General features: G+C 66.5%; 14 protein-coding genes and 1 tRNA gene. 6 read left to right on the top strand and 9 right to left on the bottom strand.

All coding sequences use genetic code 11. From position 1 onward, the window contains the following. Nucleotides 1-34 precede the first annotated feature (34 nt). The 3 genes from GFS60_RS24180 (at nt 35) to GFS60_RS24170 (ending at nt 5,005) form a co-directional block, all read left to right on the top strand. Nucleotides 35-3,532, top strand: coding sequence for a protein kinase domain-containing protein (locus GFS60_RS24180; protein ID WP_159927505.1), 3,498 nt, complete (start codon nt 35-37; stop codon nt 3,530-3,532). Nucleotides 3,533-3,578: 46 nt separating this feature from the next. Further along, entirely contained in the window at nt 3,579-4,019 is a 441-nt protein-coding gene (locus GFS60_RS24175; protein ID WP_201453436.1) for a Fur family transcriptional regulator, read from the top strand. Between the two features lie 116 nt (nt 4,020-4,135). Beyond that, the gene (locus GFS60_RS24170; RefSeq protein ID WP_159925198.1) at nt 4,136-5,005 is read left to right on the top strand and encodes a class II glutamine amidotransferase; all 870 of its coding nucleotides are present in this window, start codon (nt 4,136-4,138) and stop codon (nt 5,003-5,005) included. 11 nt (nt 5,006-5,016) lie between these two features. Here the strand turns inward: GFS60_RS24170 and GFS60_RS24165 are convergent, their stop codons facing one another. Next, the gene (locus GFS60_RS24165; protein WP_109332254.1) at nt 5,017-5,322 is read right to left on the bottom strand and encodes a hypothetical protein; all 306 of its coding nucleotides are present in this window, start codon (nt 5,320-5,322) and stop codon (nt 5,017-5,019) included. Between the two features lie 134 nt (nt 5,323-5,456). Next, entirely contained in the window at nt 5,457-6,218 is a 762-nt protein-coding gene (locus GFS60_RS24160; protein ID WP_159925196.1) for a hypothetical protein, read from the bottom strand. 193 nt (nt 6,219-6,411) lie between these two features. Between GFS60_RS24160 and GFS60_RS24155 the strand changes: the two genes are divergently transcribed. The 3 genes from GFS60_RS24155 to GFS60_RS24145 all read left to right on the top strand — a co-directional run bounded on the left by GFS60_RS24155 (nt 6,412) and on the right by GFS60_RS24145 (nt 8,876). Then, nucleotides 6,412-6,849, top strand: a complete 438-nt coding sequence (locus GFS60_RS24155) for a hypothetical protein (protein ID WP_159925194.1) — start codon at nt 6,412-6,414, stop codon at nt 6,847-6,849. Between the two features lie 123 nt (nt 6,850-6,972). Continuing rightward, nucleotides 6,973-7,344, top strand: a complete 372-nt coding sequence (locus tag GFS60_RS24150) for a hypothetical protein (RefSeq protein ID WP_159927501.1) — start codon at nt 6,973-6,975, stop codon at nt 7,342-7,344. Nucleotides 7,345-7,589: 245 nt separating this feature from the next. Further along, on the top strand, nt 7,590-8,876 hold the full coding sequence (locus tag GFS60_RS24145) for a competence/damage-inducible protein A (protein WP_159925192.1): 1,287 nt from the start codon (nt 7,590-7,592) through the stop codon (nt 8,874-8,876). A 38-nt stretch (nt 8,877-8,914) separates the two neighbouring features. On the opposite strand, the gene GFS60_RS24140 is transcribed toward GFS60_RS24145, so the two are convergent. The 7 genes from GFS60_RS24140 to GFS60_RS24110 form a co-directional block, all read right to left on the bottom strand. Continuing rightward, nucleotides 8,915-8,988 (bottom strand) — tRNA-Leu (locus GFS60_RS24140). Nucleotides 8,989-9,038: 50 nt separating this feature from the next. Beyond that, nucleotides 9,039-9,983, bottom strand: a complete 945-nt coding sequence (locus tag GFS60_RS24135) for a Ppx/GppA phosphatase family protein (protein ID WP_159925190.1) — start codon at nt 9,981-9,983, stop codon at nt 9,039-9,041. Next, nucleotides 9,980-10,534, bottom strand: a complete 555-nt coding sequence (locus GFS60_RS24130; RefSeq protein WP_159925188.1) for a DUF501 domain-containing protein — start codon at nt 10,532-10,534, stop codon at nt 9,980-9,982. Before GFS60_RS24130 ends, GFS60_RS24135 begins: the two co-directional genes overlap by 4 nt. Beyond that, nucleotides 10,531-11,253, bottom strand: coding sequence for an FtsB family cell division protein (locus GFS60_RS24125; protein ID WP_159925186.1), 723 nt, complete (start codon nt 11,251-11,253; stop codon nt 10,531-10,533). Before GFS60_RS24125 ends, GFS60_RS24130 begins: the two co-directional genes overlap by 4 nt. Nucleotides 11,254-11,286: 33 nt before the next feature. Next, nucleotides 11,287-12,573: a phosphopyruvate hydratase gene (eno, locus tag GFS60_RS24120; protein ID WP_159925184.1), complete on the bottom strand. Its 1,287-nt coding sequence runs from the start codon at nt 12,571-12,573 to the stop codon at nt 11,287-11,289. 185 nt (nt 12,574-12,758) lie between these two features. Further along, the gene (locus tag GFS60_RS24115; protein WP_159927499.1) at nt 12,759-13,529 is read right to left on the bottom strand and encodes a lytic transglycosylase domain-containing protein; all 771 of its coding nucleotides are present in this window, start codon (nt 13,527-13,529) and stop codon (nt 12,759-12,761) included. 133 nt (nt 13,530-13,662) lie between these two features. Further along, complete coding sequence (locus tag GFS60_RS24110) at nt 13,663-14,529, bottom strand: MazG family protein (protein ID WP_159925182.1); 867 nt, start codon at nt 14,527-14,529, stop codon at nt 13,663-13,665.

The raw sequence follows: 14,529 nt of genomic DNA, 5'->3' as shown, positions 1-14,529 counted from the left end.
GGCGTCAGTGCACCGAGAAGGTGATGTCATGAGTGTGCCACGAGGCCCGGAAGGAGAAGCCGGGCCGACCGACTCGGATCCGCGAACAACTACGCGGGTCGCCGTCACCGACATCGTCGCAGAACTCTCGGCAGAAGGGTTCGACGATGCACGGGAGATCGGCCGGGGTGGGTTCGGGGTCGTCTACCGCTGCCTCCAGAGCGCCCTCGATCGCACAGTGGCCATCAAGGTTCTCTCGTCCGACCTGAGAGACGAGGATCGCGCGCGGTTCCTGCGCGAGCAGCGCGCGATGGGCAAGCTGTCCGGGCATCCCCACGTCGTCGACATCCTTCAATCGGGGGTGACGCCGAGCGGCAGGCCGTACATCGTGATGCCGTATCACCCGCGCGATTCACTCGAGGCCTGGGTACGCCACGAAGGACCCCTGCCCTGGGCGGAGGTGCTTCGGGTCGGGATCAAGTTGGCGGGGGCGCTCGAGACGGCGCATCGCGCGGGGACGCTGCACCGGGACGTCAAGCCGGCCAACATCCTGCTCACCGGCTACGGCGAACCCCAGCTCACCGACTTCGGCATCGCCCGCGTGTCGGGCGGATTCGAAACTACGTCGAGCATGATCACCGGTTCGCCCGCGTACACCGCGCCCGAGGTGCTCAGGGGTGAGCCCCCTTCCGTGGCGTCGGACGTGTACAGCCTCGGCGCCGCATTGTTCTGTCTCCTCACGGGACATGCTGCGTTCGAGCGCCGCAGCGGCGAGAGGCTCGTCGCGCAGTTCCTGCGGATCGCCACCCAACCTGTTCCGGATCTTCGGGGGGAAGACGTTCCGGACGACGTGTGCTCCGCGATCGAACATGCCATGGCCGACGATCCGGCCGATCGTCCCACTGGTGCAGCGGATTTCGGCCGAGAATTACAGGAGGCGCAACGCAGGCACAATCTCGGCGTCGACGAGATGGCACTGCCCTCCACGGTCGACGAATTCCCGCGTGTGGAACAGTCGGCAACCCCGACCACTCAGTCGGCCGTGTCCGGACGCGGCCGCAGTTATCGCCGGCGCTCGGGCGCCACACCACCCAGCGCCGCGGCTCGCTTCCGTCCGCCGACGCCGATGCGGTTGCTGGTTCCGCGGACCCGGCCGCTCGAGATGCTTCGACGAGGTCACCGCCGACGGCTGGCGTTGATCCACGCGCCCGCCGGGTTCGGGAAGAGCACGGTCGCCGCGCAGTGGCGTGACGAACTCGTCCGCGAGGGCGCCGTCGTCGCCTGGCTGACTGTGGACAACGACGACAACAACGTCGTGTGGTTCCTGTCCCACCTCGTCGAGGCGATCCGCCGGGCCGATCCGTCGCTCGCCGACGAACTGGGGCAGGCACTCGAGGAGAACGGCGAGGATGCCGAACGGTACGTGCTGACTTCGCTCGTCGACCAGGTCCACGAAGGCCGGCGACACGTGGTGGTGATCATCGACGACTGGCACCGGGTGTCCGACCCGAAAACGATCGCGGCCATGGATTTCGTCCTCGAGAATGGTTGCCACCACCTTCAGATCGTGGTGACGAGCCGCTCCCAGGTGGGACTTCCGCTGGCGAAGCTCCGCGTCCGAGACGAACTCGTGGAAATCGACAGCCGGGCGTTACGTTTCGATCTCGGTGAGTCACAGCGATTCCTCGTCGACATCGGCGGACTCGAACTCGCCGACGCCGACGTCGAGGCGCTCGAAGAGACGACGGACGGATGGGTCGCGGCACTGCAACTGGTCTCCCTGTCGCTGCGGGACCGATCCGATCCCGGCGACCTCATCCGGCACATGTCGGGTCGGCATCACGCCATCGGTGAGTACCTGGCCGAGAACGTCCTGAGCACGCTCGAACCCGCGCTACTCGACTTCATGCTCGCGACCTCGATCACCGAGCGTGTCTGTGGCGACCTCGCGTCGGTGCTGGCGAACGTGCCGCGGGGGCAGGCCCTGCTCGAACAGGTCGAGTCACGGGACCTGTTCCTGAGGAGCCTCGACGACGACCGGGAGTGGTTCGAATACCATCACCTTTTCGCCGAGTACCTTCGCCGACGCCTCGAACGCGATCAGCCCGAACGAGTTCCGGCATTGCACCGCGCCGCCGCGCAATGGTTCGCCGACCACCACTACGTGAGCGACGCCGTCAATCACGCCCTGGCGACGGACGACCTCGACACGGCGGTGACCGTCGTCGAAACGCAGGGAATGCGCCTGGTCGAACACTCCCGGATGGTGGCCTTGCTGGGTTTGGTGGAGAAGCTGCCACCCACTGTCGTGGAGTCCAGCCCTCGCATCCAGATCGCCGTCGCGTGGGCGAGCATCCTGCTCCAGCGGGCGCCGGAAACCCTGCGCGCGCTCTCCCGCGTTGCTGCCGCCCTCGAGCATTCCCCGCTGAGCGAGTCCGAGCGCGCGGACATCCGGTTGGAGGGCGACGTCATCAGGGCCGTCATCGAGGTGTCGGCGGATCGCGTCGCCAAGGTCCCCGAGCTCATCGCCGAGGTGTTCGCACGGCCGGAGGCCCTGCGCTCGTGGATCGTATCCGTCGCCGCCAATCTGGCGTCCGCCGTCGCCATCGCCAGATTCGAGTACGGGGAGGCCCGTCGCCTGCAGCAGTGGGCAATCCCCTACCACCGGCAAACCGTCGGCGCGTTCAACCAGATGTACGGCTACAGCTTCGCGGGCCTCGCCGCCATGGAGCAACTGGACATCGCTGCCGCCGAAGAAGATTTCCGGCTGGCCGTGCAGGTGGCGACGAAAGCGAGCGGTGAGCACTCGCACGCCGCACGACTCGCCGGGACGTTGCTCGGCGAATTGCTGTACGAGCAGGGTCATCTCGACGAGGCCGAGCGGCTGCTGGACGAAAGCTACGAGCTCGGCCGGGAGGGTGGGCTGGTCGACTTCATGATCGCCCGCTTCGTGACATCAGCCCGGTTGAAGGCCGGGCGCGGGGATTTCGCTTCGGCGGCCCGGCACCTGGACGAAGGAGCCACGGTGGCCACTACGCTGGGGCTTCCTCGACTCCTGGCCAGAGTTCAGAACGAGCGGGCTCGTCTCGGACTTCCACCGTCTCCACCAGAGTCGCAACCGCCTGCGACGCCCATGCGCCCACCTGATTTCGGTTATGCCGAGATAGTCGCGCAGCTCGACGATGCGACCGCGATCCGCGGGCAAATGACGGATCAGCCCGGTATCGCATGCGAACGCGCCGAAGCATGGGTGCGCCGAGTCGAAGCGCAGAACAGGCCGAGGGCGACACTGCAGGCCAAGCGCCTTCTGGTCGCGTGCCTGGTTGCGGCAGACCGCGTCGACGAAGCCAAGCCGGTTCTGGCCGAGGTGGTCTCGACCTGCGCTCGAATCGGGTTCGTGCGCTATGTCGTCGACGGGGGTCCCCGAATGATTCCTCCGCTTGCCGCCCTGCTGGCGGACAAGCAGGGCGGACGCTGGCCAGCCGACTGGCCGGAGGTTTCCGCCGACTTCCTCGCCGCCGCGTTGGCAGGCCACACACCTCTGGAAAATTAGCGTTCGCTTTATTGACTACGCCAAGAAACGGTGATGCAGTGTGATCGTGGACACACACACTCGGCTGGCCGGCCTGCTTCGCGGTGCTTCGCTGCGAGTCACGGCGCCCCGGGTAGCGGTCCTCACCGAGGTCCATCGGCAACCGCACTCGGACGCCGACACCATCACGACCGGTGTGCGCAACCAGCTGGGTTCGGTGTCGACCCAGGCTGTCTACGACGTTTTGCGAGCCCTCACCGAAGCCGGGCTGATCCGTCGTATCGAACCGCCCGGATCCCCGGCTCGCTACGAGACCAGAGTCGGTGACAACCACCACCACGTCGTGTGCCGAAAGTGCGGTTCGATACGCGACATCGACTGTTCCGTAGGCGAAGCACCCTGCCTGACACCCGATTCCACCCACGGTTTCGTCATCGACGAAGCCGAGGTTCTCTATTGGGGCACCTGCCCCGACTGCCACGCGCACGCGTCGGCCACCAGCGGGTGACGAATTCGAGGAAACAAGCAGCGCCGATCCAGCGCGGTACCGGCCTTTCGCCACGACGGCACCGCCGGACGACCTATCGTGGAACGGTTGATGCTGCCTGCCGAAAGGTTGCTCGCATGTGCCGGTTGTTCGGTTTGTCCGCTGCTCCACATCGTGTCCGTGCGTCGTTCTGGTTGCTCGATGCGCCGGACAGCCTGACGCAGCAGAGTCACCGGGAACCGGACGGCACCGGGCTGGGGACGTTCGCCGAAGACGGCACTCCGGTGGTGGAGAAACAGCCGCTGGCCGCCTATGAGGACATCGAGTTCGCACAGGAAGTGAAGCATCGGTATTCGAGTACGTTCGTCGCGCACATACGATTCGCCACCACGGGTGAACTGTTGCCGGCGAACACGCACCCGTTCACACTGCGCGGCCGGATCTTCGCGCACAACGGCGTGATCGGAAATCTGGCGGCTCTCGACACCGAATTGGGCCCCGACCTGGACCTTGTGGAGGGTGACACCGATTCGGAGCGCTTCTTCGCCCTCGTGACCCGGCACATCGACCGGAACGGTGGTGACGTCACGGCCGGGATCAGCACAGCGGCGCAGTGGGTGGCGGACAATCTGCCCGTCTACGCCCTCAACCTGGTGCTCACCACCCCGGAGGAACTCTGGGCGCTGCGCTATCCGGACACGCACGACCTCCTGGTTCTCGAGCGGCGACCCGGTGGCCCGAGCGGAAGCAGGCATCTGCAACACACCAGCAGCTCAGGCCGAGTCCGGGCCCGGTCCGAGCACCTCGCTCAGCATCCCGCGGTGATCGTCGCGAGCGAACAGATGGATGAGGACCCGGGATGGACCCCGCTACGGCCGGGCGAGCTGCTGCACGTCGACCGGAATCTCACAGTCAGCCGCGAGGTGGTCCTCGACCGACCACCCCGCGACCTCATTCATCTCGACGACCTCGACAGCCGGGCAGCCGCCGCGCAGCACGAAAACTAGCGAGCAAGCACCTACTGCGCGGAGAGACCCGGCTGGGTGTCGATCCGGCTGGGTCCGCCGTTGAAGGTGCCCGCCTTCCCGAACGACCATTCGCCGTCCTTGCCACAGACCAACACCCCGTTGCGGTCACCCGGGTTCGCGTAACCGATAACGGTGGTGTTGCCGTTGGCGTCGTCCTGCACGATGGGGCACCCCTTTCCGGGGCCGTTGTTGGGGTCGACGGGGACGGCATTGGCCGTGGTTGCCGCACCCAGAGCGCCGAGGATCGGCAGGGCTGCGAAGGCGAGAGCGGCAATGGTTCGGCGGGTGTTGATCATTCGGTCTCCAGAAGATGTCGGGTAGGTGTCTTGCTGACAGGTACTACTGTGCCGATTGCGGCGCACGGTTTTAAGCAACCCCAGGGGTGGGATCCGCTCACCTACCGCGCTTGCCGCACACGCCTTCAGCGCACCTACTCTGCCCAGTACTCCAGCATCGGTTCGCTTGCGAGTTGGTTCGACCCCTCGGTGATGACGAGTGCCTCCGGAGACAGCGAATACTGCACACCCGCATTGGTGACCGCGAAACCGGTGGCGGTGCGCACGGGATCGTCGATCTCGACGGATGCCCCGTCACTCAGTCGCACACCCTTGTAGTAGAGCCGGCCCACGCCGGTCTCACAAATGACGACGAGCGACTGCGTGGTGCGGCCGAGTGCCACCGCCGGGTTCGACGAGTTGCAGCGCGCACCCGACACCCCCACGAATCCCTGACCGTCCGTCCCCGACGACTGTGGCGGCGGCGCACCGGTTCTGGCCGGATTCGCGCTCGGAGTGAGGCGCACATTCTGAACGGTGACCGCGACGTCACCGGGGAGAATCGTCAGGTAGCCGTCGCCCTGCACGATGCCATTCGCGATGATGCACTCGAAGTCGCCCGTCAGGCAGGACAACCGTTCCCAGTACCCGTGCGAAGCAGTCGGACTGACGACGTACTCACCGGGCTGAATGTCGGCGCCGACCTTGAAGGTCCCATTGTCGGGTAGGGATTTCGGCGTCGGCGGAAGGGCCGCAGCCGGGGGCGGCTGCACCGGGACGGGCTGCACCGGGGCGGCGACGGAGGAGCTAGGAGGTGGCACAGTTGTGGCCGCGGGAATCGCGCGGGGATCGTTTTGACCACTGCAGCCGACGAGACAGAGCAACAGGGCAGGCACCACGATCGAGAGCGTCTTCACCAGGTCAACCTCAGCAGTATCGGGTCCCACGCACGAACGGCGCAGCTACTCGATTGGTCGGTCGACCTCCGCGGAACGTTACGTGCCGTTGTTCGTACATCCAGCGAAGCCGAATTCGAGATGACATACTCCCGGTGGTTCTCGTCTCGTCTCGTCTCGTCCCGGTCACCGAGTTCTCCGGAAGGACACACCGATGAACGTTCCTCTTGCCGCCCGATCCGTAGGAATCGCCGCCGCCGTCACCGCCCTCGGCCTTTTTGTAGCACCGACCGCGTCCGCGGAACCCGACGACGTCACCGTCGACATCGTCGGAGAAGACAATGCGGTGGTGATGGGAGTGCGGTACGACGCCCCCGGGGCCGTCGTCTGCATCATGGCCGTCGTACCCGAAGACGGCACCGTTGCTGTGGCGACGATCGGCCCCACCATCGTGATGGACGGAGACGACGTCGACCTGAAGGCCGCCGTCGAGCCCGGCGACTACACAGTGCAGTGGAGTTGCTCGAGCGTGCCGGCGTTCGAGCAGTGGGGTACCACTCCCCCGATGACCACCGGCACCGCGACGCCCGTCGCCGTCACCGTGACCGGAACGCCGGGGTCCGGCGGCTCCGGGAACCCGTTCGGAAGCTGACATGCGATCACCAAACCGCTGGTGAGCGGGCTGAGCCAGATATTTCCCGGGCGGGGCGTAACGAAATAGGTGTGAACGCGGATTCTCTCTATGGAATCCCGCAACGGACAGGAACCCACCGCCATGTCGACCGTCACTCATATCGATACCGCCCGCGCCCGCCGCTCCCGTAAGGTTCTCTTCATCGGGAACCCCACCGGATACAACGAGGTGTCGCAGTGGGCGATGGTCAAGCAGTCCCTGGTGGCGGACGGATTCGAGCCGGTCCGGACCATCGACGGCCCCACCCTCTGCGCGATCGTCACCGATGACGTACTCGACGCCGCCGGCTCACCGCACGACGCACGGACCATCGAGCACGCCCACGAGCAGGGTGTGCAGTGCATCAGCGTGACCGACACCACCCGAATCTGGCAGGCCACCGCCCGCGTCCGCGCCCGCATCGCCCAGAACGCTCCCACCGCACGGGTCAGCCCGCACCACCAAGGGGCCTGACGGCCTAAGCAGAGACCTGGCCGTTTACTGTGCCCCCAGTCGGACTCGAACCGACTCTGTGCGGATCAAGTCCCCGGAAGTGGATCCGCGTGAACTCCGCTGGACTCGATATCTGTTTATTCGCAACGTATTTCGTACATGCTCGTCCGTGCCGATCTATCTCCGTTTGTATCCATTTCTGACACCTCGCGCAACAAACTGTGCGGCTGTCCGCGGCGATTGTCGGTCGCAAGTATGGTCGAGAAATGACTGTGCGAGCGGGTGTGGTGGTCACGGGAACAGAAGTCTTGGCCGGTCGAGTCACCGACAAGAACGGCCCGTGGGTGGCCCAGCGACTACTCGAAATGGGAGTGGACGTCGCACACATCACGGTCTGCGGTGACCGGCCCGATGACCTGACCGCACAACTACGATTTCTCGCGGATCAGCACGTCGACTTGATCGTCACGACCGGGGGCTTGGGTCCGACCGCCGACGATCTCACCGTGGCGACCGTTGCCGCTCTGTACGGCCGCGAATTACACCTCGACGAGGAACTCGAGCAACGCATCCACGCAATCGTGCAGCGATGGCGAAGCCGACTGAGTGCTGCAACCGACTCCGAGCCACTACGGGCAGGTATCCGCAAGCAGGCAATGGTTCCGCAGGGCGCGCATTCTATTCCTCCGACCGGAACCGCCCCCGGTGTCGCGATACCCCCCAACGACTCCGAGACACTGCCCGCTGTCCTGATATTGCCCGGCCCGCCTCGTGAACTGCAGACGATGTGGCCGGAGGCACTCGACAGCGCGCCGATCGTCGAGGTCTTGACCCGGCGCGCGCAGATCCGTCAAAACACCATCCGCGCCTACGGTCTGTCCGAAGCCGACCTCGCCGCGACACTGCGCACCGCAGAGCGCCAGATCACGGGATTCGACGATCTCGAGATCACCACCTGCCTGCGGCTCGGAGAGCTCGAAATGGTGACCCGCTACGCAGAGTCGGCGGCAACCGCATACACGGAACTCGCAGGTCTTGTCGACGAACATCACGGCTCACAGGTCTTCTCGATTGACGGGTCCACCATCGACGACATCGTGGCGAACCGGTTAGCCGGCCATCGAATCGCCACGGCCGAATCGTGCACGGGTGGCATGATCGCCGCACGTCTCACCGATCGCGCAGGCTCGTCGGCCTACGTCATCGGCGCGGTGGTGTCCTACGCGAACGAGGTCAAGTCGGATCTTCTGGACGTGTCCGCCGAGATCATCGAAGAACACGGCGCCGTGAGCGAGCGGGTGGCGGCCACGATGGCAGAAGGCGTGCTGAGCAGACTGGGCGTCGACATCGCGGTATCTACCAGTGGCATCGCAGGACCAGGGGGTGGCACCGACCTCAAACCGGTCGGCACTGTCTGCTTCGCGATCGCCTCCACGGAGCGACCGACCGTCACCCGTACACTCCGGCTCCCCGGCGACCGCGCAAGCGTACGTGCGCTTTCCACCACCGCGGCCATGCACATGCTCGCCGACGCATTGGGGCCTGCCCAATAATCGAAATCGCTCACGCGAGGTGATCAAACAGTAGTACGTGCCCCCAGTCGGACTCGAACCGACACTGTGCGGATTTTAAGTCCGCTGCCTCTGCCAATTGGGCTATAGGGGCTGCTGGCCGCCGGGGTGGTGCCTCGGCGACGTCGCGCAGATCAGATTAGCTCAGCCGATGGACATCGCAATTCCGTCGAGGATGTCGTGCTCGCTGACCACGAGTTCGTCGATGCCGGCTTTGCGTTCCAGCTCCTCGGCGAGTGCGAGCGTGACGATCGCGCCGCCGCCGATGACGTCGACCCGGCCTGGGTGCATCGGCCCGAGTGCGGCCCGCTCGTCGTGCGTCATGGCGATCAGCGACTCGCAGACCTCACGCAGCCGGGATAGCGGGACGCGGGAGAGGTGGACCTGCTCGGCGTCGTACTCGGGCAGTTTCTTCGCCAGCGCGGCGATGGTGGTCATCGTGCCTGCCACGCCCACCCAGGTCCGGGCCTGCTCGACGGGCACACGGGCGAATGCTTCGTCGAGGCGCTCCTTCGCGAAGGTGCGTGCCGCCTCGACCTGCTCGGCGGTGGGCGGATCGTCGTGCAGGCATCTCTCGGTGATCCGCACACAGCCGATGTCGGTGGAGAACGCCGCGTGAACGCCGGACTCGTCACCGAGCACCACCTCGGTGGAACCGCCACCGAGGTCGACCACCACGAACGGACCCTGCGCCGCGTCGAGTTCGCCCACAGCACCGTTGAACGACAACCGCGCTTCCTCGTCCCCGGTGATCACCTCGGCACCGGCGCCCGCGATCACCGACCCCAGCACGTCCCTGGTCATCGAGAAGAAATCTTCTCGATTGGATGCGTCCCGGGTGGCGGAGGTGGCGACCATCCGGACGGCTGTCGCGCCGGCGTCGCTGATCAGGCTTGCATATTCACTGAGTGCGATTCGCGTGCGCTCGATGGCCTCGGGTGCGAGTCGACCGGTGGCGTCGACACCCTGCCCGAGCCGGACGACGCGCATCTCACGGCACACGTCGTGAAGTGCGCCGTCGGTGTCGATGTCGGCGATGAGTAGACGAATCGAATTGGTTCCGCAGTCGACGGCCGCTACCCGCGTCACTGTTGGGCGCTTTCGAGGTCGTCGATACCCGGCCAGTCCGCGGGAATGGCCGTGCCCCTCAGCTTTCCGCCGGCAGCCGACGCGGCGAGGGCGACCGATTCGTCACCGAGCGGATTGACCCCCGGACCCTTTGCGAGCGAATGGGCCATCAGCACGTGCAGGCACTTGACGCGGTCGGGCATACCACCGCCGGTGAAGTCGGTTCCCAGCGATTCGATCGCGTCACGCTCCGCCAGGTATGACTCGTGCGCCCGCCGGTAGGCGGCCGCCAGCTCGGGATCGGAAGCGAGGCGCTCCGTCATCTCCCGCATCACGCCAGCCGACTCCTGTCGGCTCGCCTCTGCGGTCAGCCGCGGGTCGGTGAGGTAGTACAGCGTCGGGAACGGGGTGCCGTCGGGAAGCTTCGGCGCCGTCTTCACGACACCGGGGCGACCGTCGGGGCTGCGGTATGCGATGTCGAGCACTCCACGCGGTTCGCGCCCGAGCTGGGCGGCAACGGCGTCGAGGTCTTCCTGCGACACGGGATGGGACGGGTCGGACGAAGTGGTCACCCGGTGGGTTCTCCTGGTTCTAGCGGTGCGGGCGGCGGGGGCACGGGAGCGGGGGCCGGCGTGGGCTGTACCTCGGGTGCTATCGGAGGTTCTGACACTGTTTTCCACAGGTCGGAGTACCAGGGGCCCGCCATCTCGGCGTCCTTCTCTTCCCGTTTCTCCGGTTCCTTGTAGTCGCCGGGCAGCTGCACCTGGTACGGCGTGTCGCCGGGCCGGACCCAGCGGAGCCGGCCGCGTGCCTGCGCCTCGATGTAGGCGGGGTCGGAATAGCGTTGCTCGAGAATTCGCAGTTCGGCGAGCTCTTCCTCGAGCTGAACCTGTTCAGCGGCAAGCCGGTCGGCCTCACCTCGCTGGGTGAGGTATGTCCGCAGCGGAACCGCGAGGGTCAGGGCGAGGAGGAGTACGACCACGACGAGGATCAGGGCGCGGCCGGTCGACAATCCGAGAATCGTGTGTTCGGAGCGGGGAAGGGCCGCTACGCCGGTGGCGCCGATCCGGCGGGGACGGGCACGACCGGGCAGCACTTTTCCGGTGTCGGCACCGTCGGGAGCTGCAGGCTTGCCTTCTGCGGAACCCGGCGGAGTCGACTTGGTGGTGCGGGGTCGCCGTGCACCACCGGGGACTCCGTCGGTCCGGGTTGGCCGCGACCGTTCACCACGCCCGGCGGCCCGGCCGCCCGGACTTGCTCCGGACGACCGCGGCCTACCGCGTTGTGCCACTACCCAGATACCCCTTTACTCGACAGCCGAGAATCAGCCCTCGTAGGCGAACCGCGGGAAAGCGACCTCGCCGGCGTAACGGGCGGCGTCGCCGAGGTTCTCCTCGATGCGCAGGAGCTGGTTGTACTTGGCGACGCGCTCGCTGCGGGCGGGGGCGCCGGTCTTGATCTGACCGCTGCCGACGGCGACGGCGAGGTCGGCGATGGTGGTGTCCTCGGTCTCGCCGGACCGGTGGCTCATCATCGTCTTGTAGCCGTTGCGGTGCGCGAGGTCGACGGCGTCGAGCGTTTCGGTGAGCGTGCCGATCTGGTTCACCTTCACCAGCAGCGCGTTGGCGGCGCCCTTGACGATGCCCTCTTCGAGCCGCTCGGGGTTGGTGACGAACAGGTCGTCGCCGACGAGCTGAACCTTGTTGCCGATCTGATCGGTCAGGGCGACCCAGCCGTCCCAGTCGTCCTCGCTCAGCGGATCCTCGATCGAGACGAGCGGGTACGCGTCGATCAGCTCCGCGTAGAAGTCCGCCATCTCGGCCGCGGTGCGGTTACTGCCCTCGAACTTGTAGCCGGCGCCCTCGGTGTAGAACTCGGTGGCGGCGACGTCGAGCGCGAGTGCCACATCGGTTCCCAGAACCAGGCCGGTCTTGCCGATCGCGACGCTGATCAGATCGAGCGCCTCCTTGGTGCCTGCGACGTCGGGGGCGAAGCCACCCTCGTCACCGAGGCCGGTGGCCAGGCCCTTCTCCTTCAGCACCGCCTTGAGCGCGTGGTAGACCTCGGCGCCCCAGCGCAGCGACTCCTTGAAGGTGGCGGCACCGATCGGCGCGACCATGAATTCCTGGACATCGACGCCCGTGTCGGCGTGTGCGCCGCCGTTGAGAATGTTCATCATCGGGACCGGCAGCACGTGGGCGTTGGGGCCGCCGACATAGCGGAAGAGATCGAGACCCGACGAGTCGGCAGCCGCGCGGGCCACGGCCAGCGAGGCGCCGAGGAGCGCGTTGGCGCCGAGGCGGGACTTGTCCGGGGTGCCGTCGGCGTCGAGCAGGGCCTGATCGACGGTGCGCTGCTCGGTGGCATCGATCCCGATGATGGCCGGGGCGATCTCGCTCAGGACGGCTTCGACGGCCTTCTCGACACCCTTGCCGTTGTAGCGGTCGCCGCCGTCGCGCAGCTCGACGGCCTCGTGCTCACCGGTGGATGCACCCGACGGGACCGCGGCGCGAGCGAAACTTCCGTCGTCGAGCAGCACCTCGACCTCCACCGTGGGATTGCCACGGGAATCGAGGATTTCACGGGCTCCGACCTGCTCAATGATGGACACTTACAGACTCTCCTTCTATGGGCTTCGCACTGTGCACCGACGGTCCGATGGTGCCAGGACACCAGATCGTGCCAGCACACAGCGTAACGGCACAGCGTAGGGGGCGCGGGATGGCGCGCCTCGGTCACCGTGATCCGCCGGTGTGCTGCTCGAATTCCCACCTGATGGACCGGCCGGTAACGAGGTTACGGACGGACTCCCACCGAGTACGCCGACGCCCGGTCACGCACGAGGGTGAGGTACTCGCCGGACAGGTTGTACGCCATCAGCGCCGACTGCCACCCTTCCGGTTCGGTGAGGTCACCGCCGCGGGCGCACAGGTAGCGGGCTGCCGTCAGGGCCGCGTCGTCGATGTTGTCGGCATCGGCCACACCGTCACCGTTGGCGTCGACTCCCCATCTCTTCCACGTTTCCGGAATGAACTGGAGCGGACCCATAGCCCGGTCGTGCACGGGGTCGCCATCCCATTCGCCATGGTCGGTGTCGGGAATCTCCGCCACACCTGGGCCTCCGTCGAGGGGAATGCCGCGGATTTCCGGGGTCACCTGCCCGGTCGGGGCGACGGAGGAACCCTGATGGGTGCCGTGCCTGCTCTCCACGCTCGCGATTCCGGCGAGAGTGGTCCACCCGATCCCGCATTCGGGAGCGGTGGCGGCGAGAACGGCCGCGGCGTAGCCGTACGCCTCGAGTGCGGTTGTGCCGATACCCACGGCGTCCGTCAACTCTGCCGACCAACCGCGCAGCTGGTCGGCACTACGTCCCGGCGCCTCGATGTCGATCGGCGGAGTGGGCGCACCCGGACCAGGCGGGATGCCCTCCGGTATCGCGACACGCGGCTCCTGCTCCCGCGAGCAGGCACCGTAGGCAACCGTCACGACCACCAGCGCCGCGAGAAAGGCGATCAGGGTTCGGGGCCATCGAGAACGACGCTTCGGCGCAGCGGGATAACGGGTCACCATTCCATCATCCATATGGCGAAGCGGTAGTCCGAGAAGTCCGCGCGTGCTGGGAGCACAATCCGCGCCGCTTGTGTACGCGTCGCACCACGCCGCCGGTGCGGCGCAGGCACTAGGTCCGCGGATCCGGGAATCAGGCCGGCCAGTGGGCGGCCCAGTCCCCCGGCTGCAGTACCTGGGTGCCTTCGGCGCGGGCAGCTTTTTCGGCGGCGCGGATACGCGCAATGAACTCGTCCGTCACCGCGCGCAGCGTCGTCTCCGCTTCCGCATGGGCGTGGAGAGCGGCCTCGAGTTCGGTGGGTATCAACTCCGTCGGCAACCCCGCCTTCGCTGCTTTGGCCATCACCTTTGCCGCAAGGGACGCGGCGGGCTGGCTGAGCGCGATGCCGTCGAGGCACGATTCGCGGGCTTTTTCTGCCGCCTTCCGGATCTCCCATGCACGTTCCTGCTCCGCGATGTCGACGGGGCCGACGACGTCTTCGCTGAGATGGGGACTGCGGTGCACGAGTTTGGCGACGAGAGTGGCTGCCACGTCGTCGACGTCGAAGTTCCCCGACGCCGACGCGATCCGCGCATGGAACAGCACCTGCAGCAGTAGGTCGCCCAGTTCTTCGCGCAGCTCACCGGTATCGGAAGACTCGATCGCGTCGAGCACCTCGTAGGTCTCCTCCACGAGATAGTGCGCGAGGCTGCGGTGGGTTTGCGTCACTTCCCAGCCCCCGTAACTCCAGAGCCGGTCCATCACCTCGGCGGCCTCGACCAGGTTGTCTCCCAATAGTTTCGGCGCCGAGATGACGCGGTCTCCCCCTGTCACGCGGGCGCGGACGGCGGGGTGCTCGCGATCGGTGGTGACCAGGACATCCGATTTCGGCACGACAGTGAGGAACTGCCGGACGCCGTCGGGGACCTCGTCGGTGACCTGCACGCCGTCGCCGATCACCCCGAGGGCTTCCATCGGGATCGTTGACGGCCGAAGGGGGTCGAGCAGGATCACCGTCAT

It is taken from the genome of Rhodococcus sp. WAY2 (genome assembly GCF_009859915.1).
Taxonomy (GTDB): Bacteria; Actinomycetota; Actinomycetes; order Mycobacteriales; family Mycobacteriaceae; genus Rhodococcus_F; species Rhodococcus_F oxybenzonivorans.
Note: the sequence above shows the minus strand (reverse complement) of the source record. Positions and strands in the feature narration are given on the sequence as shown.

Coding starts and splice junctions, on each gene's coding strand:
- GFS60_RS24155 (WP_159925194.1), top strand. CDS start 6,412: ATGAACGTTCCTCTTGCCGCCCGATCCGTAGGAATCGCCGCCGCCGTC.
- GFS60_RS24110 (WP_159925182.1), bottom strand. CDS start 14,529: ATGACGGTGATCCTGCTCGACCCCCTTCGGCCGTCAACGATCCCGATG.
- GFS60_RS24170 (WP_159925198.1), top strand. CDS start 4,136: ATGTGCCGGTTGTTCGGTTTGTCCGCTGCTCCACATCGTGTCCGTGCG.
- GFS60_RS24165 (WP_109332254.1), bottom strand. CDS start 5,322: ATGATCAACACCCGCCGAACCATTGCCGCTCTCGCCTTCGCAGCCCTG.
- GFS60_RS24145 (WP_159925192.1), top strand. CDS start 7,590: ATGACTGTGCGAGCGGGTGTGGTGGTCACGGGAACAGAAGTCTTGGCC.
- GFS60_RS24150 (WP_159927501.1), top strand. CDS start 6,973: ATGTCGACCGTCACTCATATCGATACCGCCCGCGCCCGCCGCTCCCGT.